21 protein-coding genes are annotated in these 23,243 nt (G+C 64.6%); 4 read left to right on the top strand and 17 right to left on the bottom strand.

From position 1 onward, the window contains the following. Window positions 1–55: 55 nt before the first annotated feature. The gene (locus L879_RS0113050; protein ID WP_027316496.1) at window positions 56–3,211 is read left to right on the top strand and encodes an efflux RND transporter permease subunit; all 3,156 of its coding nucleotides are present in this window, start codon (window positions 56–58) and stop codon (window positions 3,209–3,211) included. Between the two features lie 81 nt (window positions 3,212–3,292). Here the strand turns inward: L879_RS0113050 and glmM are convergent, their stop codons facing one another. The 5 genes from glmM to pal form a co-directional block, all read right to left on the bottom strand. Beyond that, entirely contained in the window at window positions 3,293–4,648 is a 1,356-nt protein-coding gene (gene glmM, locus L879_RS0113045) for a phosphoglucosamine mutase (protein WP_027316495.1), read from the bottom strand. A 225-nt stretch (window positions 4,649–4,873) separates the two neighbouring features. Next, window positions 4,874–6,793, bottom strand: a complete 1,920-nt coding sequence (gene ftsH / locus L879_RS0113040) for an ATP-dependent zinc metalloprotease FtsH (RefSeq protein ID WP_027316494.1) — start codon at window positions 6,791–6,793, stop codon at window positions 4,874–4,876. Window positions 6,794–6,938: 145 nt separating this feature from the next. Beyond that, the gene (tilS, locus tag L879_RS0113035) at window positions 6,939–7,979 is read right to left on the bottom strand and encodes a tRNA lysidine(34) synthetase TilS (protein WP_051435292.1); all 1,041 of its coding nucleotides are present in this window, start codon (window positions 7,977–7,979) and stop codon (window positions 6,939–6,941) included. 11 nt (window positions 7,980–7,990) lie between these two features. Continuing rightward, window positions 7,991–8,962 (bottom strand): tol-pal system protein YbgF, encoded by a 972-nt coding sequence (ybgF, locus tag L879_RS0113030; protein WP_027316492.1) that lies wholly within the window; start codon window positions 8,960–8,962, stop codon window positions 7,991–7,993. 113 nt (window positions 8,963–9,075) lie between these two features. Then, window positions 9,076–9,573, bottom strand: coding sequence for a peptidoglycan-associated lipoprotein Pal (gene pal, locus L879_RS0113025; protein ID WP_027316491.1), 498 nt, complete (start codon window positions 9,571–9,573; stop codon window positions 9,076–9,078). Window positions 9,574–9,821: 248 nt separating this feature from the next. Here pal and L879_RS0113020 point away from each other — a divergent pair, with 248 nt between their 5' ends. Together L879_RS0113020 and L879_RS0113015 are read left to right on the top strand one after the other, a co-directional pair. Beyond that, complete coding sequence (locus tag L879_RS0113020; protein ID WP_027316490.1) at window positions 9,822–11,333, top strand: phospholipase D-like domain-containing protein; 1,512 nt, start codon at window positions 9,822–9,824, stop codon at window positions 11,331–11,333. A gap of 69 nt (window positions 11,334–11,402) precedes the next feature. After that, the gene (locus L879_RS0113015; protein WP_035459527.1) at window positions 11,403–12,020 is read left to right on the top strand and encodes an HdeD family acid-resistance protein; all 618 of its coding nucleotides are present in this window, start codon (window positions 11,403–11,405) and stop codon (window positions 12,018–12,020) included. Window positions 12,021–12,063: 43 nt separating this feature from the next. On the opposite strand, the gene tolB is transcribed toward L879_RS0113015, so the two are convergent. The 5 genes from tolB to L879_RS0112990 all read right to left on the bottom strand — a co-directional run bounded on the left by tolB (window position 12,064) and on the right by L879_RS0112990 (window position 16,488). Then, entirely contained in the window at window positions 12,064–13,392 is a 1,329-nt protein-coding gene (gene tolB, locus L879_RS0113010) for a Tol-Pal system beta propeller repeat protein TolB (RefSeq protein WP_027316488.1), read from the bottom strand. Window positions 13,393–13,439: 47 nt separating this feature from the next. Beyond that, the gene (tolA, locus tag L879_RS0113005) at window positions 13,440–14,564 is read right to left on the bottom strand and encodes a cell envelope integrity protein TolA (protein WP_027316487.1); all 1,125 of its coding nucleotides are present in this window, start codon (window positions 14,562–14,564) and stop codon (window positions 13,440–13,442) included. 34 nt (window positions 14,565–14,598) lie between these two features. Further along, the gene (locus L879_RS0113000; protein WP_027316486.1) at window positions 14,599–15,042 is read right to left on the bottom strand and encodes an ExbD/TolR family protein; all 444 of its coding nucleotides are present in this window, start codon (window positions 15,040–15,042) and stop codon (window positions 14,599–14,601) included. A gap of 13 nt (window positions 15,043–15,055) precedes the next feature. Continuing rightward, a complete protein-coding gene (gene tolQ, locus L879_RS21610; RefSeq protein ID WP_035459523.1) occupies window positions 15,056–15,796 on the bottom strand; it encodes a protein TolQ in 741 nt (246 codons plus the stop codon). 302 nt (window positions 15,797–16,098) lie between these two features. Beyond that, a complete protein-coding gene (locus tag L879_RS0112990) occupies window positions 16,099–16,488 on the bottom strand; it encodes a YbgC/FadM family acyl-CoA thioesterase (protein ID WP_051435291.1) in 390 nt (129 codons plus the stop codon). A gap of 369 nt (window positions 16,489–16,857) precedes the next feature. Here L879_RS0112990 and L879_RS0112985 point away from each other — a divergent pair, with 369 nt between their 5' ends. Continuing rightward, complete coding sequence (locus L879_RS0112985; protein ID WP_154664204.1) at window positions 16,858–18,309, top strand: SEFIR domain-containing protein; 1,452 nt, start codon at window positions 16,858–16,860, stop codon at window positions 18,307–18,309. 30 nt (window positions 18,310–18,339) lie between these two features. Here the strand turns inward: L879_RS0112985 and ybgC are convergent, their stop codons facing one another. The 7 genes from ybgC to L879_RS0112950 all read right to left on the bottom strand — a co-directional run bounded on the left by ybgC (window position 18,340) and on the right by L879_RS0112950 (window position 23,180). Then, window positions 18,340–18,747, bottom strand: coding sequence for a tol-pal system-associated acyl-CoA thioesterase (gene ybgC / locus L879_RS0112980; RefSeq protein WP_027316483.1), 408 nt, complete (start codon window positions 18,745–18,747; stop codon window positions 18,340–18,342). Window positions 18,748–18,793: 46 nt separating this feature from the next. Further along, a complete protein-coding gene (gene ruvB / locus L879_RS0112975; protein ID WP_027316482.1) occupies window positions 18,794–19,840 on the bottom strand; it encodes a Holliday junction branch migration DNA helicase RuvB in 1,047 nt (348 codons plus the stop codon). Between the two features lie 86 nt (window positions 19,841–19,926). Further along, entirely contained in the window at window positions 19,927–20,361 is a 435-nt protein-coding gene (locus L879_RS0112970; protein WP_027316481.1) for a hypothetical protein, read from the bottom strand. A gap of 4 nt (window positions 20,362–20,365) precedes the next feature. After that, window positions 20,366–20,983: a Holliday junction branch migration protein RuvA gene (ruvA, locus tag L879_RS0112965; protein ID WP_027316480.1), complete on the bottom strand. Its 618-nt coding sequence runs from the start codon at window positions 20,981–20,983 to the stop codon at window positions 20,366–20,368. A 120-nt stretch (window positions 20,984–21,103) separates the two neighbouring features. Then, on the bottom strand, window positions 21,104–21,607 hold the full coding sequence (gene ruvC, locus L879_RS0112960; RefSeq protein WP_027316479.1) for a crossover junction endodeoxyribonuclease RuvC: 504 nt from the start codon (window positions 21,605–21,607) through the stop codon (window positions 21,104–21,106). A gap of 1 nt (window position 21,608) precedes the next feature. Continuing rightward, window positions 21,609–22,355: a YebC/PmpR family DNA-binding transcriptional regulator gene (locus tag L879_RS0112955; RefSeq protein WP_027316478.1), complete on the bottom strand. Its 747-nt coding sequence runs from the start codon at window positions 22,353–22,355 to the stop codon at window positions 21,609–21,611. A 132-nt stretch (window positions 22,356–22,487) separates the two neighbouring features. Then, window positions 22,488–23,180, bottom strand: coding sequence for an exopolysaccharide biosynthesis protein (locus tag L879_RS0112950; RefSeq protein WP_027316477.1), 693 nt, complete (start codon window positions 23,178–23,180; stop codon window positions 22,488–22,490). Window positions 23,181–23,243: the final 63 nt, after the last annotated feature.

The raw sequence follows: 23,243 nt of genomic DNA, 5'->3' as shown, positions 1-23,243 counted from the left end.
TCCCGCTCCGGCGGGAGATTTTTGATTCAACGGACCAGACCAGAGCCGAACCGCCATGCAGGTTTCAGACCTCTTCATCCGTCGCCCCGTCTTCGCCGTCGTGGTCAGCCTGCTGCTGATCGTGGGCGGCCTTGCCGCGCTCATCCAGCTGCCGGTGCGCGAATATCCGAGCGTCGACCGCCCGGTCGTCTCCGTGTCCACGGTCTATCGCGGCGCCTCGAACGAGGTCATCGAGAGCCGCGTGACGGAGGTCATCGAGGGTGCGGTGGCAGGCATCGAGGGCATCAGCCAGATCCGCTCCCAGAGCCAGAACGACCGCTCCTCCGTCACCATCGAGTTCGACGTGTCGCGCGATCCCGAAGGCGCCACCTCCGACGTGCGCGACGCGGTGTTCCGCGTGGTGGGACGCCTGCCCGACGGCGTCGACCAGCCCGTCATCCGCAAGGTCGACGACAACGCTTCGGCCATCATGTGGATCAGCGTGACCTCGTCCACCTACGACGCGCTCGAGCTCAGCGATTTCCTCAAGCGCGTCTATGTGGACCGCCTCTCCACCGTGCCCGGCGTCGCCAATGTGTATCTCGCGGGCGAACGGCGCTACGCCATGCGCGTCTGGGTCGACCGTCCGGCGCTCGCCGCCCGCGGCCTTACCGTGCAGGACCTGGAGGCCGCCATCAAGCGCCAGAACGTGGAGCTGCCCGGCGGCCGCATCGAGTCCTCGCAGCGCGAATTCACCGTCAAGACGGATTCACGCCTTTCCTCCCCGCAGGACTTCCAGCGCCTGATCGTCTCCAACAAGAACGGTTATCTCGTGCGCCTGAACGAGGTCGCCAAGGTCGAAGTCGGCCCGGAGGACAATCGCTTCGAGTTCTACGAATCCGGAAAGGTCGCGACGGGCCTGGGAATCGTGCGGCAGGCAACGGCCAATACCCTTTCGGTGGCCGACGGCGTCCGCGCGGAGCTGGAAAACCTGAAGCCTTCCCTGCCGCCCGGCACCACCGCAGAGGTTTCCTACGACGAGAGCCGCTTCATCAGCGCCTCCATCAACGGCGTTCTGAAGACGCTGCTCGAAGGCATCGGCCTCGTCATCCTGGTGATCCTGGTCTTCCTGCGCGACTGGCGCTCGACCATCGTCGCCATCGTGGCGATCCCGGTCTCGATCATCGCCGCCTGCATGGTGATGGCTTACTTCAACGCCTCCATCAACGTGCTGACGCTGCTCGCCGTGGTGCTCGCCATCGGCATCGTGGTGGACGACGCCATCGTGGAAATCGAGAACGTGCACCGCCGCATCGAGGAGGGCCAGCCGCCGCTGCTCGCCTCCTTCGACGGCGCGCGCGAGATCGGCTTCGCGGTGATCGCGACGACGGCGACCCTGATGGCGGTGTTCGTGCCGCTCGCCTTCATGACGGGCAATACCGGCCAGCTCTTCCGCGAGTTCGGCATCACGCTCGCCGCCGCCATCTTCTTCTCCGGCGTCGTCGCGCGAACCCTCACGCCCATGATGTGCTCGAAATTGATGGTGCCGGCCCATGGCCGCATCCAGCGCATGACCGAGCCCTTCTTCACGGGCATGAACAACGTCTATCGCAGGATCCTGACGCGGGTGCTCAAGGCGCCGCTCGTCATCCTCGCCATCGGCTTCGCCGTTTGTCTTTCGGCCTACGGCCTGTTCCAGGGCCTGCCGAAGAACTTCTCGCCGACGGAGGACCGCGGCGCGATCATCGTGCGCATCGATGCCCCCGAAGGCGCGAGCCTCGACTACACCCGCGAGCGGGTGAAGGAGGTCGAGCGCATTCTCCTGCCCTATCAGGAGCAGGGCGTGGTCTCCTCCATCACGAGCCAGGTCGCACCCGGCTTCGCGCGGCCCTCGCCGGTGAATGCGGGCATGATCATCCTGCGCCTCGTCCCCTGGGAGGAGCGGACGGTGAAGCAGCAGGACCTGGTGCAGGAGATCAACCGCAAGGTGGCCAACCTGCCCGGCGCGCGCGTGTCGCCGATCAGCCCCGGATCGCTTGGGCAGCGCGGCCCCTCGAAGCCGATCCAGTTCGTGCTCGGCGGGCCCGATTACGACACTCTTCGCGAGTGGCGCGACATCGTGATGCAGAAGGCGCAGGCAACCGGGATGTTCGTGAACATGGATTCCGACTACCGGGAATCCCAGCCGGATATCCGCGTGCAGATCGACCGGCAGCGCGCCGCCGATCTGGGCGTGTCCGTGGAGGATATCGGCCGCACCCTTGAGCTGATGTTCGGCGAACGCGAGGTTTCGACCTTCGTGAACCGCGGCGAGGAATATTCGGTCATCATGCGCGGCCGCGCGGAGGATCGCGCATCGCCCAACGACCTCACGAACACCTTCGTGCGGGCCGCCAACGGCGATCTGGTTCCCCTCTCCTCCTTCGTGTCGCTGACCGAATCCGCCGCGCCCCAGACCCTGAACCGCTTCAACCGCATGCGCGCCATCACCATCGATGCGGGGCTCAGGCCCGATGTCTCCATCGGCGATGCGCTCACGACGCTCGAAGACATCGTGCGGGCCGAACTGCCCGCGGATGCGCGGATCGGCTACAAGGGCCAGTCGCAGGATTTCCGCGAATCCTCGAACGCGATCTACATCACCTTCGGCATGGCGCTGCTCGTGGTGTTCCTGGTCCTGGCGGCCCAGTTCGAGAGCTGGATCAACCCGTTCATCATCATGCTCACCGTGCCCCTCGCGGTCACGGGCGGCCTTGCGGCGCTGACGATCACGGGGCAGTCGCTCAACATCTACAGCCAGATCGGGATGATCCTGCTCATCGGCCTGATGACGAAGAACGGCATCCTCATCGTGGAATTCGCCAACCAGCTGCGCGAGCGCGGCATGTCCGTGTGGGATGCGGTGATCGAGGCCTCCGTGCTGCGCCTGCGGCCGATCCTGATGACCTCCATCGCCATGATCGGCGGCGCGATCCCGCTCGCCTGGTCGACCGGCGCGGGCGCCGAGGCACGCAACGCCATCGGCACGGTGATCGTCGGCGGCGTGACCATGTCCACCCTCCTCACCGTGCTCGTGGTGCCTGCGATCTATCTCCTCATCGGCGGCTACACCAAGCCCGCAACCTATGTGAGCGAAATGCTCGACAAGTTGCGGGCCCAGACGGGCCAGCTCGCCCATGGCGAGGATATCCCGCGCGCCGCGCACCGGCCGCCCGCTCATCCGGCGGAGTGACCGAGTCTGGACAGGGCCGCAATCAAAAAGCCCCGGCGATCACCTCGCCGGGGCTTTCGTTCGATCGGGATGAAATGCGGTTCAGGCCGCAACCTGTGAGGCGGCCAGCGTCACGGCTTCAGCCACATCGTCCACCACCTGGGTGACGAGGTCCTCGTTGTCGCCTTCGCCCATCACGCGAATGACCGGCTCGGTGCCCGAGGGGCGGATCACGAGACGGCCGCTGGCGCCGAGGCGCTCACGGCCCGCTTCGATGGCTTTGACGACGGAGGCGTCCTGCAGCGGCTTGCCGGACTTGTAGCGCACGTTCTTGAGCACCTGAGGCAGGGGCTCGAAGCAGTGGCAGACCTCAGAGACCGGCTTGTCCAGGCTCTTGACCACCGCCAGGAGCTGGAGCGCGGCGATCAGGCCGTCGCCGGTGGTCGTGTAGTCCGACATGATGATGTGGCCGGACTGCTCGCCGCCGAGGTTGAAGCCGTGGGCGCGCATATGCTCGAGCACGTAGCGGTCGCCCACCGCCGTGCGCACGAGGCCGAGGCCCATGCCGCCCAAAAACCGTTCCAGTCCGAGATTGGACATGATCGTCGCGACGATGCCCGGCTGCGACAGGCGGCCGTCCTCCTTCCACGAGCGGGCGACCACGGCCATGAGCTGGTCGCCATCGACCTTGTTGCCCTTCTCGTCCACGATGAGCACGCGATCCGCGTCACCGTCGAGGGCGATGCCGATATCCGCGCGCACCTCGCGCACCTTCTGGATCAGGGCGTCGGGGGCGGTGGAGCCGACCTCGTGATTGATGTTGAAGCCGTTCGGCTCCACGCCCATCGACACCACATCGGCGCCGAGCTCCCACAGGGCTTCCGGAGCCACCTTGTAGCCCGCGCCGTTGGCGCAATCGATCACGACCCGCATGCCTTCCAGGTCGATCTGGCGCGGCAGCGTCCGCTTGGCGAACTCGATGTAGCGGGCCTGGACGCTCTCGATGCGCTTGGCCCGGCCGAGGGTGGCGGAGCCCGCCAGGCGCTGGGTCAGGTCGGAATCGATCAGCGCCTCGATCTGAAGCTCCACCTCGTCGTTGAGCTTGAATCCGTCGGGACCGAACAGCTTGATGCCGTTGTCCTCGTAGGGGTTGTGCGAGGCCGAGATCATGACGCCGAGATCGCAGCGCATGGACCGCGTCAGCATGGCGACGGCCGGGGTCGGGATCGGCCCGAGGAGCAGCACATCCATGCCGACGGAGGTGAACCCGGCCTGGAGGGCGGACTCGATCATGTAGCCGGAGAGCCGCGTATCCTTGCCGATCACGACCCGGTGGCGGTAATCGCCCCGCTGCTGGAACATGAGACCCGCAGCCTGCCCGACCCGCAGGGCCAGGTCTGGCGTGATGATCCCGTTGGCGCGGCCCCGGATTCCGTCGGTTCCAAAGTATTTACGCACGTGCCTTGTCTCCGCATTCCGTTGCGCGAACCCGCGCTTTGGCTTTTTCAAAGCAACCTCCCTGAATTCGGTCAAGGCGTTAGGGCCAATTCGCGCATCACAAGTGATAAGCGATTGTTACAATCCTCAAACCTCTCTCTTAGGGAGTATTAGAATCTTGAGGTAAACAAAAAAGAACGCCCGCCGGGAAGCGGGCGTCCTGGTATTTTACAGATAACGGCGTCTTTAGGCCTGCGGCTGCGGTTCCATGCCGCCATCGCTCTCGCGCGGCCGTCCGGGACGGGTGGTCGGGACGGCGGAGCCGCGGGTCGGGGTGATGGTGTCGCCCGAATCCCGCACCGGGGGCTGGCCGTCGAGGAGATTGCGGATCTCCTCGCCCGTCAGGGTCTCGTATTCCAGGAGGCCGCGGGCGAGCGCCTCGAGATCCTGGGCCTTCTCGGTCAGGATCCGGCGGGCGTCGTTGAGGCCGCCCTCCACGAGGCGGCGGACCTCGGAATCGATCTTCTGGGCGGTCGCCTCGGAGACGTTCTGCTGGCGGCCCATCTGCATGCCGAGGAAAACCTCGTCCTGATTGTCGCCATAGGCCACGGTGCCGAGCTCGGGCGAGAAGCCCCACTTCGTCACCATCATGCGGGCCAGGCGGGTCGCCTGCTCGATGTCCGACTGCGCGCCCGAGGTGACCTTTTCCTTGCCGAAGATCATCTCCTCGGCGATGCGGCCGCCCATCATGATGGCGAGGCGCGAGGTCATCTGCTCGTAGGACATAGACAGCTTGTCCCGCTCGGGCAGCTGCATGACCATGCCCAGCGCGCGGCCGCGCGGGATGATCGTGGCCTTGTGAACCGGGTCGGTGGCCGGGACGTTCAGCGCCACGACGGCGTGACCGGCCTCGTGATAGGCGGTCAGGCGCTTCTCGTCGTCGGTCATGACGAGGGTGCGGCGCTCGGCGCCCATCATCACCTTGTCCTTGGCGTCCTCGAACTCGCGCATGGTGACAATGCGCTTGCCGCGGCGGGCGGCGAGCAGGGCCGCCTCGTTCACGAGGTTCATGAGGTCCGCGCCCGAGAAGCCGGGGGTACCGCGGGCGATGACCTTCAGGTCCACGTCGGGAGCGAGCGGCACCTTGCGGACGTGAACGCGCAGGATCTTCTCGCGGCCGACCACGTCCGGGTTCGGAACGACGATCTGGCGGTCGAAGCGGCCGGGACGCAGGAGCGCCGGGTCGAGCACGTCGGGGCGGTTGGTGGCGGCGATGATGATCACGCCCTCGTTGGCCTCGAAGCCGTCCATCTCCACGAGGAGCTGGTTGAGGGTCTGCTCGCGCTCGTCGTTGCCGCCGCCCAGGCCCGCGCCGCGGTGACGGCCGACCGCGTCGATCTCGTCGATGAAGATGATGCAGGGCGCGTTCTTCTTCGCCTGCTCGAACATGTCGCGCACGCGGGAGGCGCCGACGCCGACGAACATCTCGACGAAGTCGGAGCCGGAGATGGTGAAGAAGGGCACGTTGGCCTCGCCCGCGACCGCACGGGCGGTCAGGGTCTTACCGGTGCCGGGAGGGCCGACGAGCAGCACGCCGCGCGGAATGCGGCCGCCAAGGCGCTGGAACTTCTGCGGATCGCGCAGGAATTCCACGACCTCCTGCAGGTCTTCCTTGGCCTCGTCGATGCCGGCCACGTCGTCGAAGGTGACGCGACCGTGCGCCTCCGTCAGAAGCTTTGCCTTGGACTTGCCGAAGCCCATGGCCCGGCCCGCGCCGCTCTGCATCTGGCGCGACAGGAACACCCAGGCGCCGATGAAGAGCGCGATGGGCAGGATGTTCATGAGAACCGCGATGAACCAGGGGGTCGAATCCGATTGCGGACGGGCCGTGATCTGAACGCCCTTCTGCTGCAGCTTGGTGACCAGCATCGGGTCGCTCGGCGCGTAGGTCGTGAAGGTCCGGCCGTCGGTATAGGTGCCGCTGATCTCGGGGCCTGAGATGATCACGCTGGTGATGCGACCGGCATCGGCATCGCTCAGGAGCTGGCTATAGGCGATGTCGGTACCGCCGCCTCGGTGCCCAGGGCTCTGGAAAAGGGTCACGAGCGCCAGCACCAGAAGGAAGATGACGACCCACAAGGCGAAGTTGCGGAAATTTGAATTCATCGGATCAGGTTCTGCCCCAGAGGGAGATGAAGCGTGAGGAGGTCTCCCCGCGCGGCTAAAGTCAATGTAGGCACACCGTCCCGCCTTGCCAAGGGAATGCGGCGCGCATGCGGCATGATCCGGACGCCTTGCCTAAGAGAATTGGCTAACGGCCCCGGCGGCGGGACGGTTCCGGCCCGAGGGATACCCTTCCGGAGCGCTCCAGACGCACCAGGGCTCCGGCCAGGGTGAGGCGCAGGGCCTCCCCTCGCCCGACGGCCTCCCGCAGGCGCTCCGTGCAGGCTTCGAGCCGGTGGAGGCGGCGGCTTTCGAGGCCGAGCCCCTCCCCGCCGAGGGCCAGCTCCAGGACCCGGAGGGCAATCTCGAACGGCTCGTCGGCCAGAACGGCCGCCCGGAACGACAGCATGCCGCCCTCCGCAACAGGCTCGGCCCGCTCCAGAGCCTCCCGCGCCTTCGCGTCCAGGGCCTCGTCCGCCAGGGCGGCCCGCCCGGCAAGGCGGGCCAGGCGCTCCGCCGTGAGCCCCTCCTTCGCCAGGAGGGGCATGAGCCGGCGCCAGCGGACGCGTGCGTAAAGCTCGTTTGCATTGGAGGGATCGACGAGGAAGGGCCAGCCTCGGGACCGGCAGCGATCGAGAAGAACCGACTTCGGCAGGTCGAGCAGGGGCCGCACATGGCGGATGCCCTGCCGGTCGGTTTCGCGGCGCATGCCGGAAAGCCCGGCGAGCCCCGACCCCCGGGCGAGACGCATCATCACCGTCTCGGCCTGATCGTCCAGGGTATGGGCGGTCACGAGATGGGAGGCGCCGACCTCGCGGGCATAGTGAACGAGAAGACGATAGCGCGCCTCGCGGGCGGCTTCCTGGATACCGGTTCGCGGCTTCTCCCCCAGCCAGGGAAGCGTCCGGTGGGGCAGGCCCAGGGCCGCCGCTTCCCGCGCCACGAACGCGGCCTCGTCCGCGGCTTCGGGCCGCAGGCCATGGTCCACCGTCGCGGCGAAAAGAGGGGGGCGCGGATGCCGCGAGGCCCAGCGGGCGAGGCATTGCATCAGGGCCATCGAGTCGGGGCCGCCGGAAACGGCGATGACGATGCCCAAGGCCTGGATCAGGGAATCGAAAAGACGCTCCAGCCCGTCGTCCGAGAGCGGATCATCGGGGGGCGGAGGCGCGGCCACGGCCTGGCCTTTCACGGCTTACCGGGTCAGCTGCACTTGATCCGCTTCTGCTCGCGCTCGGAAGCCTGGCGGACAGGGGCGGAGGCCTGCGGATACTTGCGATCGAGTTCGGCGAAGACGGCGCAGGCGCGATCCTTGGCGCCCAGCCCGTTCAGGGCGATGCCGAGCCGCAGGAGGGCGTCGGGAGCCTTGGGGGTATCGGGATGATCGGCGGAGACGTTCAGGAACTGCTCCGCGGCTTCCCGGTAGCGGGCGCGCACGAGATAGGTCTCGCCGAGCCAGAAGGTCGCCTCGGGCACCAGCTTGTCGCGGGGATTGGACTGCAGGAAGCGCCGGAAGCCCATCTCGGCCTGGTCGTACTGCTTCTGCGTGAACGAGGCATAGGCCGCGTCGAAATCGGCGCGCGGATTGCCCACGCTCGTGGCCGCCACGCTCGGGCCCGGACGCTGATCGGCGATGGCTCCCTGGGGAAGAGCCGCCGTGCCTCCCGGGTTGACATCGAGCGGAGCCCCGTCCACGCCCGCCTGCTCGTCCTGCTCGATGAGGCTGCCGATCCCGGCGAGCTGCCCGCCGGGCAGCGGCATGGGACGGCCCGCGCCCGCATCGGCGACAGGCGCGGACGGCGGCGTGGAGCCGAGCGGACGGGGCGCCCCGGGGGCGTCCGGCGTTTCCGCCGGGTCGAAGACATCGCTGCGGCGCTGGGGCTGGGTCGGCTGCGCCGAGGGCTGGGCCGGGCGCGCGGGCGTCGCGGCCGGAGGCTTGGAGCCGCCACCGCCACGGCCTTCCTGGAAGCGGAACTCCACGTCTTCCTGGAACTTGCGAAGCTGTTCCTTGAGCTGGCGGTTCTCGTACTGAAGCTGCTCCATCTGGCCGGAGAGCTGCCGGAACTGGCTCTCGAGCCGGTTCAGGCGCACGATGGCATCGGCGGCATCCTGCGCGGCGGCGGGGGCGGCCATGGCCAGGGCAAAGGCGAAAAAGACAAACAGACGTCGAAACATGCTGGGATAACCGTGAGGATCCTCGAACGAGGGGCCGATAACACAAAAGCGCCGCCACGGCGAGAATGTGGCGGCGCTTTCCGATTTCACAGGGGGACGATCCCGTTCGGGGGTCAGGCCCCGGCGCCGCCGCCCAGCACCGTCACCGCGCGACGGTTCTGCGACCAGCAGGAGATGTCGTTGCAGACGGCCACCGGGCGCTCCTTGCCGTAGGACACGGTGCGGAAGCGGTTGCCCGGGATGCCGCGGGAGATCAGGTAGTCGCGCACGACCTGGGCACGGCGGGCGGAAAGCGAGAAGTTGTATTCGCGGGTGCCGCGCTCGTCGGCGTGACCTTCCACGATGAAGGTGTAGTTCGGGTAGCGCTGCAGCCACTGGGCCTGCTTGTCGAGAGTGGCGGCGGCGGTGGGGGTGAGATCCGTCGAGTCGGTCTCGAAGAACACGCGGTCGCCCACATTGACGACGAAGTCCTGGGCGCTGCCCGGGGTTGCGGCGCCGCCGGCCCCGAAGCCGGACCCATCGGCCATGCCATCTTTGTTGGACGAACACGCCGCGGCCCCGAGGGCGAGGACGATAGCGGCGGCGAATTTGACGGCGCGCAGCGTCATCATTGGCAATACTCCTTACACATACGTTTGCCGAACGTTGTGTCTTTCATATCGGGAGGATGGTTAAAGGAGGGTTCCGGCACCCGTGAGGACACGTGCGGGATTAAGGTGAATTATGGCCAAGTTGTGGAAGTTGAGGTTAAGGTAAATCAATAGTGAATGAATTCCCGATGACAGGGCATGATGGGTTCCCGTTCGAGATCGGCGAAGCTGGGCTGCTGCCGTTTGCCCGTCTCACGCGTTGAGAGGTCATGCATATCGTGACGCCCCAGCCCGGCCCCCTCGTGCACCCCTACCGCAAGGCCCTGGACGATCTGCGCGTGGAGAGGGCCTTCGCCCGCATCGCCGACGGCGACCTGCGGAACGGCAACGCCATCGCCCTGCTGCGGGACTCGCGGGAAAACTACCCGGCCTGGCTCGCGGCGATCCGCTCGGCGGAATCGGTGATCCATTTCGAGAACTTCATCATCGCGGACGACGTCACCGGCGGCCTCTTCGCGGAGGCCCTGATGGAGCGCGCCCGGGCCGGGGTGAAGGTGCGGGTGCTCTACGATTGGCTCGGCTCGTCGTTCAGGGCCCTGCCCTCCTACTGGAAGCGCCTGCGCGAAGCCGGGGTTCAGGCCAGGGTCTTCAATCCGCCCCGGCTCACGGACCCCTTCTGGGTGCGGCGCAACCACCGCAAGCTGATCACCGTCGATGGGCGCATCGGATTCGTGTCGGGACTGTGCGTCTCCGACAGCTGGGTGGGAAAGAACGGCCACGACCCCTGGCGCGATACGGGGCTGTGTCTGGAAGGCCCCGTGGTGGCCGATCTCGACGCCGCCTTCGCGGAAAGCTGGCGGCTTTCGGGCATGCGGGCGATCCCGAAATCCGACCTGCCTCATCCGGACCTGATTCCGGAAGCGGGCACGATGGCCGCCCGCGTCATCAGCGGCGAACCGGGCATGCTGCGCATGTACCGGCTCGACCAGTTCATCGCCGCTACCGCGCAGCGCAATCTCTGGCTCACCGATGCCTATTTCGTCGCCACCACGTCCTATGTGCAGTCGCTCGGCGAGGCGGCCCGGGACGGGGTGGACGTGCGCATCCTCGTGCCCGGGTCGAGCGACGTGCCCGCGCTCCAGCCCGTGGTGCGGGCGGGCTACCGTTCCCTCATCGAGGCCGGGATCCGCGTCTATGAGTGGAACGGCTCGATGCTCCACGCCAAGACCGCCGTCGCGGACGGACGCTGGTCCCGGGTGGGCTCGACCAATCTCAACCTGGCGAGCTGGGCCACCAACTGGGAACTCGACGTGATCGTCGAGGACCCGCATTTCGCCGAGGCGATGGAGGCGATGTACCTGGAGGACCTCGCCAACGCCACCGAGATCGTTCCCGGCTGGCAGTCCCGCAGGCGGCAGGCCAGGAACATGCGCTCACGCCGCGGACATCGCTACACCAAGGGCGGCGTCCGCCGGCTCGCGGCGGGTGCGCTGGCCCTGTCCAGCACCCTCGGTAAGTCGATGCACTCGCGCTCGCTGACCGCCACGGAGGCGAGCAGCATCGCCCTCATCGGCCTGGTGCTCCTGGCCCTGGCGGCGCTGGTCGCGTTCCTGCCCGCCCTGATCGTCGCGCCGCTCGTGATCGGCCTCGTCTGGTTCGGCATGGCGCTGCTGATCCGCAGCTTCCGCCTCAAGCGCCGCGTGCGCCTGCGGCGGCGTAAGCTCGCGCTCCGCCGCCGCTTGACGAAAATCAAGGCAGCCAGGAGCGCTTCGGGAGAATAAAAGGAAACCTCCATCCAAGCTTGGCGTTAAGGACCAAGGGGCCGTTCCGTCTTTTCAGGGAGACTTCCTATGGCAGCAGGCACCTCCGGCATCAACGATCCTCTCGACCGCTCCCAGTCCATGAGCGCGCTCCTGGCGCAAAACTGGTGGGCGGTGGCCCTGCGGGGCGTCTTCGCCATCATCTTCGCCCTGATCGCCTTCTTCTATCCTGGGGCGACCATCCTCTCCTTCGTATTGTTCTTCTCAGCCTACATGCTGGTCGACGGCGTGTTCGGCATCGTTTCCGGCATCAGGGCCGCCTCCAACAACCAGCGCTGGGGCTTCCTGATCTTCGAGGGCATCCTGGATATCGCCGTCGGCATCATCGCCCTCGTCATGCCGGGCCTGACCGTGGCCTTCTTCATCGCGCTCTTGGCCGTCTGGTCCCTGGTCACCGGAGCGCTGATGATCGTCGCCGCCTTCAGGCTCAACCCCGCCTATGGCCGCGGCTGGATGATCTTCAGCGGGGTCGTCTCGATCCTCTTCGGCGTCGCGCTCCTGATCGCTCCGCTGATCGGCGCCGTCGTGCTGACCTGGTGGCTCGGCGCCTATGCGCTGGTTTTCGGGATCGCGCTTCTCGTGCTCGCCTTCAAGCTGAAGGGCCGCAAGGACGAGTGGTCGGGATCCGCCGCGCCGCGCGGGGCGTGAGACGAAAAGGGGCGCCCGAGGCGCCCCTTTGTCATTCCCTGATTTATCGCGACTCGCTCAGGAGCGGCGACCATGTGGGGTCCGACGCGAAGGACGGCGTCGGCACGGGCTGCTCCACGCGGCCGGTGATGTCGACCATGTAGAGCTTGCCGCCCGCCTGTCCGCCGGGATCGCGGAAGAACAGGATGTACTGGCCGTTGGGCGCCCAGGTCGGGCTCTCGTTGTGGAAGCCTTCCGTGAGAATGCGCTCGCCCGATCCGTCGGGCTTCATGATGCCGATGGCGAACCCGCCCGCGCGCTGCTTCGTGAAGGCGATGTAGTCGCCCCGCGGCGACCAGGCCGGCTGCGAGTAGGAGCCGTCGCCGAAGGAGATGCGGCGCTGGTCGGAGCCGTCCACGTTCATGACGTAGATCTGCTGCTTGCCGCCGCGATCACTCTCGAACACGATCTGGCGGCCGTCGGGCGAGAAGGACGGCGAGGTGTCGATGGCGGCGGTGGAGGTGAGCCGCGTCGTGGCCTGCGAGCCGAGATTCATCATGAAGATGTTGGCGTTGCCGCCCTGCTGCAGGCTCATGACGATGCGCTGCCCGTCCGGCGCGAAGCGCGGAGAGGATGCCATGTCGGGAAAGTTGCCGAGCACCTGGCGCGTGCCGGTTTCGAGATTGATGACCTGAACGCGCGGCTGCTGTCCCTCGACCTGGGACATGTAGGTGATGTCCTGCGTCGCCGGCGAGTAGCGCGGCGCAACGACGGACGAGTCGCCCTGAGTCAGGTAGCGCACGTTGGCGCCGTCCTGATCCATGATGGCGAGCCGCTTGCGGCGGTTTTCCTTCGGGCCGGATTCATCGACGAACACGATGCGCGTGTCGAAGAAGCCGCCGAAACCCGTGATCTTGGAATAGACCGCATCCGAGATGATGTGGCCGACGCGGCGCCAGAAATTGGCGTCCGTGACATATTGCTGACCGGCGAGCTGCTGGCCGGTCTCGATGTCCCACAGGCGGAACTCGGCGCGCAGCCGTCCCGACGGATCGCGCGAGACGCGACCCGTCACCAGCGCCTGGGCGCCCGCCATCTTCCAGGCGTCGAAGCGCGGCGCGGCATCGAAGGACGGGCGCTCCGGAAAGCGCGACTTGTCGAGGGGCGCGAAATAGCCGGAGCGCTGAAGATTGCTCGCGATGATGCCCGAAACCCGCTGGCCGAGATCCCCCTCGCCCGAGAAATCGGCAACGGCAATGGGCATGGGCTGGAACTGCCCGCCCGGGCTGATGCGGAGCACGAGTTGCGCTTGAGAAGGAAGCGTCGACAACGCCAGCACGAACAGGAAGCAGAATGTCGTGAAGAGCGCACGGGTAGGTTTGTACAGAGACATTGGCGTTCCGGATGACTGAATGCTGGTAGGATTACACTGAAAGGTGGTCAAACCTGTGAAAGCTCGAAATACATGTTCCAATGCTTCCACGAGTTGTAGAAAGGCGAGAAGCTGGCTGGAATCTTGTAAGGAGCGCAGCGTCTGATCGCTCTTACCGCGGCATCGGCGATAGCACGATCAATAGCCGATGGACCTGCTTTCAGAACACGCGGCTCATCGGCGAGCGTTCCATCGAGATTAAACTTTACATCGATCAATGGAATCGTGGCCGAGCCAGCAACCGCACCCGGTGGTGCGCTGTAGCAGCGTTTGATTTGCTCATCGATAATTCCTCGGAGCGAATCTTCCATGCTCGGTGAGAGCTTCGCGGCCGAGCCGGTCGCCGTGCCGAGGGAGGCGGTCTTCTGCACCTCCGCGCCGGTCGCACCGCTGGACTGGCTCTTCTCCTTGTTGTCGAGGAACTGCTTCAGGTCGCCCATGTCGAGCTTCTTGGCGAGTTGAGCTTCCTTGCGCGCCTTCGCCTCGGCCTCTTCCTTGGCCTTGGCTTCGGCAAGCTTCTTCGCCTCGGCTTCCGCCTTGGCCTTCGCGTCGGCCTCCGCCTTCGCCTTGGCTTTCGCTTCGGCGATCTTTTTGGCCTCGGCCTCGGCCTTGGCTTTCGCCTCCGCTTCGGCCTTTGCCCTGGCTTCCTCGATCTTGGCCTGCTCGGCGGCCTTGGCCTTCTCGATGGCCTCGGCCTCTGCCTTTTCCTGCAGCTTCTTCTCTTCCGCGGCCTTGGCCTCGGCTGCTTTCTCTTCCTGCGAACGGGTCGGCGGCGCGGGCGGCGGAGGCTGGGCGGCGACCGGCTCCTCCTTGTCGGCCACCTTCATCTCGGCCGGGCGCTTGGGCGGCGCGGGCGCATCGCGCTTGTCCTCGCCGGGGTCCTTCACCTCGGTCTTGTCGGCAATGCGGTCGGCGCGCGGCTTGGGCGTCGGCAGAACCTGCTTGGCCGTCGTCTCGCCCTTCGTGATCTGCGAAAGCTGGTTGTCGGTGATGATCTCGACCGGGATCCCTTCCTGCGCCTCGGGGAACTCGGCGACGGAGGACAGACCGATCATGGCGGCCGTCAGCAGCGCCGCATGCGCGACGCCCGAGACCCAGAAGCCCGGCTCAGAAGTGTTGAACTTCAGCTTCAACGCCACGTCTGTTCGCCCCTTGCTCTCATCCGGCTCAGTTCTGGTCCACCTCGGTCACAAGAGCGACGCGCTTGTAGCCGGCGGTGGTCACGATCGACATGATCTGCGCGACGCGCCCGTAATCCACGCGCTTGTCGCCGCGAACGAAGATACGTTCGTCGAAGCCTGCCTTCGACACTTCCGCGAGCTTGCCGACGATGGCCTCGTCCGCCAGCTCGCTCTCGCCGAGGAAGACCTGGCCGTTGGCCTTGATCGACAGCGTCACGGGCGTCGCATCGGAATTGAGCGGCGCGGCCTTGGTCTGCGGCAAATCGAGCGGCACGCCGGCCGTCATCATGGGAGCCGCCACCATGAAGATGATGAGCAGCACGAGCATGACGTCGATGAACGGCGTCATGTTGATCTCGTTGATCGCGCCCGCCTGCCGGGCGCGCCTGCGGCGCCTGCCGCCTCCTGCCGCACCTGTCATCATGGCCATGGCCGATCCCTCCTCAGGCTGCGTTGGCCGGGTGGCGCCCCGCCTGGCCGATGCGCTCGTCCACCTGTCGCGACAGGATGGCCGAGAACTCGTCCGCGAAGCCCTCCAGCCGCGACTGGAGCTTGCCGACTTCCGATTGCAGCTTGTTGTAGGCGAGCACCGCGGGAATGGCCGCGAAGAGGCCGATGGCGGTGGCGAACAGCGCCTCCGCGATGCCGGGGGCGACGACCGCAAGGCTCGTGTTCTTGGACGCGGCGATGGAGGTGAAGGAATTCATGATGCCCACCACCGTGCCGAAGAGGCCGATATAGGGACCGGCCGAGCCGATGGAGGCGAGAACCGTCAGGCGCGAATTCAGGCGCTCGACCTCGCGCTGGATCGTGACGTCGAGCACCTTGTCGATGCGCTGCGGCAGGGTCTGGAACGAACGGCCCGAGCCCTCGAAGGAGCGCTTCCATTCGCGCATGGCGGCCACGAACACGGCGGCGAGCCCCGTGGCCGGGCGGCTCTGGAGCGAGCGGTAGAGCTCCTCGAGCGACTGGCCGGACCAGAACACGTCCTCGAAGCGGTCCATGGCGCGCTTGCTGCGCGCGTAGAGCAGGGTCTTGTCGACGATGATGGCCCAGCACCAGACGGAAGCGGCCAGCAGGCCCAGCATCACGAGCTTGACGACGAAATGCGCCTGCCAGAACAGGCCAAACAGGGACATGTCGTGAGCCACAGGAGCGGCCTGGGCCACATCAGCCGGATTCATATCTCTCGTCCTCGCTCTTCGAGCAGCCTTGGACAGGCGGTCCAAGGCCCACCGCAACCGGATCTAGGAAAATCTGTTCTCGTACCCCTGCTCGTTCGCCCCCGAATCTGTCGAAAATAAGGGCGGCAGGCGATTGGCTTCAGATCGTCCCGGACCGTTACCTGTTAGGCACAGAGTAAGGTTAAGGTCTGGTTTAATTGGAGCCTTGTCGAGGCGAATGACCTGAAATGAATATGGAAATTATGGCTGGCATGCGCTGAAGGCAGGGCTGCCTGTGCCTGCCCATAGGGCAAGAGGCAGCCTTAGGAATTCACGCTCAGGGCCGCCCTGAGCTCGTCCGGGATCCGCACAGCCCGCCCGCCCCTGACGGCCGCGACCATCACGTCGGCCTTCACGAGCACCTCGTCGCCGCGCCGAACCTCCTGGGCCAGCGTCATTGAGGCGCCGCGCATCTCCTTGGGACGGGTCACGATGGTCAGCATGTCGTCCATGACGGCGGCGCCGAGGAAGTCGATGGTCATCCTGCGGACCACGAAGGCGAGCCCGCCCATCTCGGCGTGAAGGTCCGACTGGGCCACCTCGACCGCCCGCAGGAGCTCCGTGCGGCCCCGCTCCATGAAGCGCAGGTAGCTCGCGTGATAGACGCGGGCCGAGAAGACTGATGCGACGCTATCGAAGTATGGCGAACACAGTAAGAGGCTTGTTTTCCTTGGATCTTGGCAGGAGAGAAGTTCAAGATTGCAGCACTCAATAGGGATGGGTGAGGCGCAAAATGGAAGACGGGCTCAAGCTGTTTATTCAGGCATTGGCGCGAGAGGGCGCTCGGGAAGAATTTGTGAGATCAACGGAGCTTTTTTGGGCATGGCAAAAGTTACAAAGCCAACTGCCTCGTCTTGGGAGGAGGAAAACAATCACCGCGCCTGCAATGTATGACGCAAGGGCACAAGACCACCAATCCAAAGTTGCACACACCGCTCGTAAACTACTAATATAGTTGCATAGCAGGAAAAGCTCTCTTATTTATTTTATTGGTGGAGGAATATCTCCCCACTCGTGCCTTCATGCGTTGGTTCAATGCTATGTCTAATCCCAAACTTTTCATCTCATATAGTTGGAGCAGTCCGGAACATGAGGCTTGGGTTCTCAAGTTCGCCGGGGAACTGCGAAGCCAAGGCATTGATGTCATCCTCGACAAATGGGATCTGAAGCCAGGTCACGATGCTAATGCTTTCATGGAAAGCATGGTGACGGACGAGACTGTGACCAAAGTGGTTCTGGTCTGCGATAAAAAGTATGCTGAGAAGTCCAATAATCGAGCGGGCGGTGCTGGCACCGAGGCACAGATTATTACTCCGCAATTGTATGCGAAAAGGGCGCAGGACAAATTCGTTGCCGTAATTCGGGAAAAGGATGAGGCTGGCAAAGCCTATCTCCCCGTTTATTACGGTAGCCGTATATACATCGACCTTGCCGATGAGGCGAATTACGCAACTGAATTTGAGAGATTAGTTCGCTGGGCTTGGGACAAACCCGTCGATGTTAAGCCGGAGCTGGGCAAGATACCCAGCTTTCTGCGAGAAGAAGATAATGCAATCAAGCTAGCGACCTCGGTTCCGTTTAGGCGCGCTATTGAGGCAATCCGCAATGGCCGAGACAATAGTGTCATCGCAACTTCGGACTATCTTGCAACAGTTCTGAGTGAGCTGGATAAATTTCGGATCTCTGCTGTCGGAAAGCCAGAATTTGACGAAATATTCGTCAAAAATATTGATGATTTTCTTCCCTATAGAAACGAACTCATTGAGCTTTTCATTGCAGTTGCAAAATATAACTGCGATGAGCCCATGCTTGAGGAACTGCATAGATTTTTTGAAGGGATCCTGCCGTTCTTCAAACGCCCGGAGAATGTTGGTACATATACCGATGTAGATTACGATAACTTCAAGTTTATCGGTCACGAGCTCTTTCTATATTGTATCGGAGCGCTGGTGAGCCGCGGCCGCTTCGATGCGGCCGCCTATTTTGTGAACAATGAATACTTTGTTGCTAGCAGCATTGGCAACCGCTTGAATCCGATGAGAACGTTTGTTGTCTTCAGGAATCATCTACAGACGCTTGAGCTACGCAATAGACGTCTTGGCCTTAACCGATCTTCGCTACATGCGGATCTATTAAAGACTCGATCTGAGGCCACAGGCATAGATTTTCGCCACCTGATGACCGCAGACCTGTTTCTGTATCTACGAAGCCATAAAGAGGATCAGTCCCGCCCTTGGTGGCCTGAAACCCTGCTATATGCAGCATTCGATCCAATTACCTTTGAGGTTTTTGCTCGGGCCAAATCCAAGGCCTATTTCGAACGGATCAAGCCGCTTCTAGGAGTTGCTGACAAGGAAGAATTCGTTCGCAGAATCACTCAGATTTACGCCCGGCCAGAGCGTATCCCGAAATGGAGCTGGGACAGCCTAGATGTGAAAGAGCTAGTGCAACTAGATGCAATCGCAACCACATAAACCGATCTTGGCTTGCATCCCCAGATAAGGTCACCTCTCTCCCGATAGAGCGGTTCGGAGTTCCTCGGGTATTCGTACAGCCCTGCCAGCCTTTACAGCTGCAACGACGACATCTGCTGTAAGCAAAAGCTCATCACCCCTGCGAATCTCCTGCGCAAGGGTCATGGAAGCCCCTCGCATCTCTTTAGGACGCGTGAGGACATGTAGAACATCGTCCATATGACCAGGCTTGAGATAATCAAGCGTCATCCGCCGCACGACAAATGTTAGCCCTTCCATATCCCGATGCAGATCGCGCTGAGACACTGAGACAGATCGGAGGAGTTCTGTGCGTCCTCTCTCCAAAAACCGCACATAGCTCGCGTGGTATATGCCCCCACCGAAATCCGTGTCCTCGTAATAAACGCGGATGGGCAGAATATGCACGCCATCCTGCATGAAGCCGCAGAGATGGGAGCCGATCATTCCTCCCCGGTCGGCCGTCTCACTCATCCGCGTCTCCGCCGAACAATCCGAACTGCGCCGAGGTTTCGCGGGTCGGTTCGGGCAGCCCGAGATGCTTGAAGGCGTGGGGGGTGAGGACGCGCCCGCGAGGGGTGCGCTGCACGAAGCCCTTCTGGATCAGATAGGGCTCGATGATGTCTTCGATGGCGTCGCGCGGCTCGGAGAGGGCCGCCGCGATGGTCTCGATGCCGACCGGGCCGCCGCCGAAGGAGGAGGCGATCATGGTCAGGTACTTGCGGTCCATGAGGTCGAGGCCGATGGGATCCACGTCGAGGAGGCGCAAGGATCGGTCGGCGAGGTCGCGGGAGACGGTCTGCACGCCCTCGACGATGGCGAAATCGCGCACCCGGCGCAGGAGCCGGCCCGCGATGCGCGGCGTGCCGCGGGAGCGGCGGGCGATCTCGTTCGCGCCCTCCTCGCTCATGCCCAGTCCCAGCACCCGCGCGCCGCGGCGCACGATCAGCTCCAGCTCGTCGACGGTGTAGAACTCGAGCCGGATCGGGATGCCGAAGCGGTCTCGCAACGGCGTGGTGAGCAGGCCCGCGCGGGTGGTCGCGCCGACGAGGGTGAATTTCGGCAGCTCGATCTTCACCGAGCGCGCGGCGGGACCTTCGCCAATGATCAGGTCGAGCTGGTAATCCTCCATGGCGGGATAGAGGATCTCCTCCACCGCCGGGTTGAGGCGGTGGATCTCATCGATGAAGAGCACATCGCGCTCTTCGAGGTTGGTGAGCTGGGCCGCGAGGTCGCCCGCCTTCGCGATCACCGGGCCGGAGGTCGAGCGGAAATTGACCCCGAGCTCGCGGGCGACGATCTGGGCGAGCGTCGTCTTGCCCAGCCCCGGAGGGCCGACGAAGAGCACGTGGTCGAGGGCGTCGCCGCGCGCCTTCGCCGCATCGATGAAGACCTGGAGATTGGCCCGCGCGGCCTTCTGGCCCGTGAAGTCGTCGAGCGACAGCGGCCGGATCGAGGCATCGACATCGTCCTCGCGCTTATCGGGGCTGAGCAGGCGGCGGGAATCGGTCAAAGAGGCTTACCTTCCAGGGGCTTCATATAGGCGGCGAGACACTAATACGCCATTCTTAATAGGATCAAAACAGGAACGTCGATGTGTCACGGTGTTTGGCTCTGCCGGCCGGCCGAATGGCGGCTCAGATACCAGCAGACGAGGGTCGGGACGAGGCAGGTCGGCACATACACGAAGAAGGCTTCTTTTCGGATGTCGAAAACGCTCAGCCCACTTGGGATAAGTGCCTCAAGCACAGCACCGAAAGCTACAACGAAGATAAAGCCCACGAGTGTTCCGATCAGCGTCACCCAAAGCCATTCAGGTCTGAGTTGCCTGATTTGGACCTGCCGGACGGCCCATCCGGAGACAAGGGCAGGAAGCAGACCGAAGATGTAGGCGAACGCGGTGATCCCAGCCGTGACCAAGATCATGTCCACCAGCTTCCCGTCGAAGGGGTTTGCGCTATACACCGCAATCCCCGTGAAGACACATGCCAGTCCGATCGGAGGGCCGAGACCTGCAAAGATGAGCCAGTGCATCGGGCTACCGCGCCAGTTCCCTCAATCCCAACCGGATAAGCGTCTTCGCCTCGGCCTCGTCGCCGGCCTGCTTCATGGCGGCAGCGACAGCGGCGGAAGCCTGGACTTGGGGGTAGCCGAGATTGACCAGCGCCGAGATGGCATCCGCCACGGGAGCCGGGGCGTTCTTGTCCTCCACCGCGCCGGTGAGGCGGATGAGGGCCGGATCGACGGGGGCGAAGGCGGGGGCCTTGTCCTTGAGTTCGGAGACGATGCGCTGGGCGAGTTTCGGGCCGACGCCGGGGCCGCGAGCGACGGAAGCCTTGTCGCCGGTGGCGATGGCGGTCGCGAGCGCACCGGGATCGAGCACCGAGAGGATGCCGAGCGCCACCTTGGAGCCCACCCCCTGCACGGTCTGGAGCAGGCGGAACCATTCCCGCTCCGCATCCGACCGGAAGCCGAACAGGCGGATCATGTCCTCGCGCACATGGGTCTCGATGGCCAGGGTCGCCGCCTCGCCCTCCTTCGGCAGGTTCTGAAGGGTGCGGGAGGAGCAATGGACCACGTAGCCGACCCCGTGCACGTCGAGGATCACGAAATCCTCGCCATAAGAATCCACCACGCCCTTGAGTTTGCCGATCACGTTCGTTCCTGCTCCCGGTAACCCTTCTCCCCACAAGGGGAGGGAAACCCGCGCTATATTCTGCTCACGATCCCGGATCGGCTTTGCCGTCCGGGATGACGTTTGTGGCTATGTAACAAATTAAAGGCTCGCCGCCAAAGCGCGCGCTTTGCGGTGGTGGGCGTGGGCGATGGCGATGGCCAGCGCGTCCGCCGCATCGGCCTTCTTGAAGTCGGCCTTGGGCAGCAGGATCTTGACCATGGCCTGCACCTGATCCTTCTCGGCGTGCCCCACGCCGACCACGGTCTTCTTGACCTGGTTCGCGCCGTATTCCGCCACGGGCAGGTTGTGCAGCGCCGGGACCAGCAGAGACATGGCGCGGGCCTGGCCGAGCTTGAGGGTCGCCTGCGCGTCCTTGTTGACGAAGGTTTCCTCGACCGCAACCTCGTCCGGCGTCCAGGTGCGGACCACGTCCGTGATGCGGTCATGGAGCTGCTTCAGGCGCAGCGCCAGATCGAGATCGCCGTCCGAGGTCACGACGCCGCAGGCCACATAGGAGAGCTTCGTCCCCTCGACGGTGATGACGCCCCAGCCCGTGTTGCGCAGGCCGGGGTCAAGGCCGAGGATGCGGACGCGCTCGCTCACATCAGCCCGCCATCTTCTGCATCAGGGCGTCAGAGAGCTCGAAATTGCCGTAGACGTTCTGCACGTCGTCGTGCTCCTCCAGCGATTCCATGAGGCGCATGAGCTTCTCGCCGGCCTCGTCGTCGACGGCCACCGGGGTCTGGGGCTTCCAGACGAGCTTGGAGGCCTTGGGCTCGCCGAACTTCTCCTCCAGCGCCTTGGTCACCTCGTTGAGGGAGGTCTGCTCGCAATAGACCTCATGGCCGTGCTCTGAGGACACCACATCCTCGGCGCCGGCGTCGATGGCCGCCTCCAGCATCGCGTCGGCATCGGCCGCCCCGGGGGCGAACTCCACCAGGCCCACCCGGTCGAACATGAAGGAAACCGCGCCGGTTTCCGCAAGGTTGCCGCCGCTCTTGGTGAAGTAGGAGCGGATGTCGGAGGCCGTGCGGTTGCGGTTGTCGGTCATCGCCTCGACGATGATCGCCGCGCCGCCGGGGCCGTAGCCCTCGTAGCGGATCTCCTCGTAGTTCTCTCCGTCATTGCCGGCGGCCTTGTTGATGGCGCGCTGGATGTTGTCCTTGGGCATGTTCTCGGCGCGGGCGGCGAGGATCGCGGCGCGCAGGCGCGGGTTCATGTTCGGGTCCGGCGTGCCCATCTTGGCCGCCACGGTGATTTCGCGGGCGAGCTTGGAGAAGAGCTTGGAGCGCATTGCATCCTGGCGCCCCTTGCGATGCATGATGTTCTTGAACTGCGAATGTCCGGCCATCGGGGCCTCCGAGGATGCGGCCGCGAGCGCTTCGCGGGGAAGCGCCCGACAGGCTGCGGTGAGTTGACGATGGCAGGCTTATAAGGCGGCGAAGGGCCTCAGGAAAAGCCCCCACCCCCCTCTCGCCGAAAACTAAAAGCCGAGCCAGGACGGGAGGTTGTGGATGGCCGCCAGGATGAGGTGATAGGACGCCCCGAGCACGGTCGCCGTATAGGCCAGCCCCGCCAGGCCGATCAGGTAGCCGGCGATCAGGAGGTAGCCGTCCTCCTCCATGACCGCGATGGAGGCGATCACGAGCGCGATGGAGGGCGGGAAATTGGTGCCGGGGAACGGGACCAGGACCGACACGGCGACCAGGAAGGCGAAGAACCCGACCACCCGGTCCCCGAAGGGGCCGAAAAGCTGGAGCAGCCTGGGCCTGCAGAAGCTCTCCAGCTTCTGGAGCTTGGGCTCCGCGAGGTCGATCAGGCGCTTGAACGTCGCAGTCGAGACGGTGCGCCGCAGGATGAAGCCCGGCAGCCAGGGCCGTGTATGGCCCAGCATCATCTGGATGCCGAAGATCAGGACCGGGGTGCCGACGATGCCCGCGACCCCGGGCGGGGCCGGGATGCAGTTCGGCAGGGAGAACAGGATCAGGACGAAGCCGAAGGCGCGCTCGCCGAAGGCTTCGATGATCTGCCCGATGGTAATCGTCTCGCCCTTGGCCTCGTCGATCACGGCGCGCAGAACGGCGGAGGCGCTCTGGTGCTCATGCGCCTGATGGAACGCGCTCTCCTCGCGATAGATGTTCTTCTTCGCCTTTGCCGCCTCTGTATCCGCGTCCACCGATCTCCTCCGTGCCGGTAGAGATGGGAATGATTCCGCGCCGCGCCAAGGGAGCCGGGTGAA

Origin of the sequence: Microvirga flocculans ATCC BAA-817, from assembly GCF_000518665.1 — a bacterium.
GTDB classification, from domain to species: Bacteria; Pseudomonadota; Alphaproteobacteria; order Rhizobiales; family Beijerinckiaceae; genus Microvirga; species Microvirga flocculans.
This window is presented reverse-complemented; position numbering and strand designations above follow the sequence as displayed.

Coding starts and splice junctions, on each gene's coding strand:
- ftsH (WP_027316494.1), bottom strand. CDS start 6,793: ATGAATTCAAATTTCCGCAACTTCGCCTTGTGGGTCGTCATCTTCCTT.
- pal (WP_027316491.1), bottom strand. CDS start 9,573: ATGATGACGCTGCGCGCCGTCAAATTCGCCGCCGCTATCGTCCTCGCC.
- L879_RS0113020 (WP_027316490.1), top strand. CDS start 9,822: ATGCATATCGTGACGCCCCAGCCCGGCCCCCTCGTGCACCCCTACCGC.
- tolQ (WP_035459523.1), bottom strand. CDS start 15,796: ATGAATCCGGCTGATGTGGCCCAGGCCGCTCCTGTGGCTCACGACATG.
- L879_RS0113015 (WP_035459527.1), top strand. CDS start 11,403: ATGGCAGCAGGCACCTCCGGCATCAACGATCCTCTCGACCGCTCCCAG.
- ybgF (WP_027316492.1), bottom strand. CDS start 8,962: ATGTTTCGACGTCTGTTTGTCTTTTTCGCCTTTGCCCTGGCCATGGCC.
- L879_RS0112985 (WP_154664204.1), top strand. CDS start 16,858: ATGCGTTGGTTCAATGCTATGTCTAATCCCAAACTTTTCATCTCATAT.
- L879_RS0112970 (WP_027316481.1), bottom strand. CDS start 20,361: ATGCACTGGCTCATCTTTGCAGGTCTCGGCCCTCCGATCGGACTGGCA.
- L879_RS0112955 (WP_027316478.1), bottom strand. CDS start 22,355: ATGGCCGGACATTCGCAGTTCAAGAACATCATGCATCGCAAGGGGCGC.
- L879_RS0113000 (WP_027316486.1), bottom strand. CDS start 15,042: ATGGCCATGATGACAGGTGCGGCAGGAGGCGGCAGGCGCCGCAGGCGC.
- tolB (WP_027316488.1), bottom strand. CDS start 13,392: ATGTCTCTGTACAAACCTACCCGTGCGCTCTTCACGACATTCTGCTTC.
- L879_RS0113050 (WP_027316496.1), top strand. CDS start 56: ATGCAGGTTTCAGACCTCTTCATCCGTCGCCCCGTCTTCGCCGTCGTG.
- ybgC (WP_027316483.1), bottom strand. CDS start 18,747: ATGCAGGATGGCGTGCATATTCTGCCCATCCGCGTTTATTACGAGGAC.